Origin of the sequence: Paeniglutamicibacter antarcticus (genome assembly GCF_039544305.1) — a bacterium.
Classification (GTDB): domain Bacteria; phylum Actinomycetota; class Actinomycetes; order Actinomycetales; family Micrococcaceae; genus Paeniglutamicibacter; species Paeniglutamicibacter antarcticus_C.
Genome location: NZ_BAABLK010000061.1, coordinates 1 through 1,532, shown reverse-complemented (window position 1 = coordinate 1,532; position 1,532 = coordinate 1). Strand labels below are relative to the sequence as shown.

At 61.4% G+C, this 1,532-nt stretch carries 1 rRNA gene; it reads right to left on the bottom strand.

Going from position 1 to position 1,532, the window contains the following annotated elements:
• Positions 1–1,458 precede the first annotated feature (1,458 nt).
• Positions 1,459–1,532, bottom strand: a 5S ribosomal RNA gene (rrf, locus tag ABEA12_RS18735); the annotation flags it as partial.

Sequence of the window (1,532 nt, the reverse complement as noted above, 5' to 3'; positions counted from 1 at the left end):
CCCGTTCGGCTGGTCAATTCCGTTGCCGCCAGTGGTCAATTCGTATTGCCGCTGGTGGTCAAGGGGCTGCCGCCACTGGTCATTTTCGTTGGCCGCCGATGGGCAATTTCAAACTGCCATTGACAGCGCGTGCGCCCGGAGAGATTCAGCTGAATATTTGACTGCTTGGGGGTCAGCAATATTGCGAGTGGGGGCCACCAAGGGAAAAACGCGAATATTCTCCGTGGGAACCACCAGTGGCATTGCTTGGAGCCACTTTGCCTGCGCGGTGCTGGGTGCCGCGCAGGGACCAGGGCCGGTCCGGACCGGTCGGCCCTGCAGGCTGCCGAGCACTGCCAACCAAGGGAAATGTGCGGCGGAATCCACCCTGCCGGCGATACCGGGGCCGCTGCACAGGGATCCTGCCGGAAAGCGTCTCCGTAGGCGGCCCGGCCCTGCGTGTCCTGTGTATAGAGTTGGCTTTGCATAGCACCTGTGGGTCGATCCGGTAGCGCCCGCGGACGGATCGGGTAGCGCTTTTAGTCACGCCGGCTGGGGGTTGCATTCTTCTGCGGGATTGAGGCCGGGGACGGCGAGTGGAATCGGATGTACGGGCTGACTCCCGACACGCCGTGCCCCTGGCTGATACGAGATGCTCATATTGGCAGGCTCGGGCCGAGGCGGCGCCGTCACACCCACACCAGATCGGACGAGGCCGCCCCCCGACCGAAAACCAATGCCGCAGCTCGCTGCCACGGTGCTATCCGGTACTCCCGGCGCTGCTACCCGATCGACCCACACGTGCTACCGAAAGCCTCGACTAAACATCCTGCACGCGGCGTCTGCATAAGGGCCGGCTCCTACATCCACGCAGACGGTCAAGACGGTGGGTGTGGTCGTCATTCAGACGTCGCCAATGTACTCTGAACGGACGTGGCAGCATCCTCCAGCAACGTGACTTTACATCACCAGACAACGCGACGCCCAACGCCAGTTGGCGCCGTGCTGAGCGGATTAGTGGGCGCTTGAGATCAGAAACCTAAACCGTGCCCGGAAGTGCACCATTGAACCGTCTGTCTTGTCCACAGAGTGCAGCTTTTGGAGATCATCGCCAGACGCGCAACCGCCTCTGATCGATACCGTGCCGGCGAACGTCGAGAACAGTGCCGAAACGGAAGAGAACCAAACTCTCCGCACCGACCTCTACTAACGCCCAGGTGCATACGGGATACGGAATCGCTGGAAAGAAACGTGCCCTGTTTTCCGCCGGTGTTAGTGGGTGTGGTGTGGGCGCAGGCAACCAAAACACCACAAGACCAATAGGCTGGCCCGCACACCCCTCCCCCTTATTAACGAGGTGTGGCCCCCACACCGGTAGAGGCCACACACCCGAACCCCAGCAGAAGGAATATCCGGGGGTTTGGGGGTTAAACATCGGAACCCCCAAACACACAGTGTTCAGGGGTTCCGGGACAAATTGTCCGGCGGTGACCTACTCTCCCACACCCTCCCGAGTGCAGTACCATCGGCGCAGTGGGTCTTAGCTTCCGGGT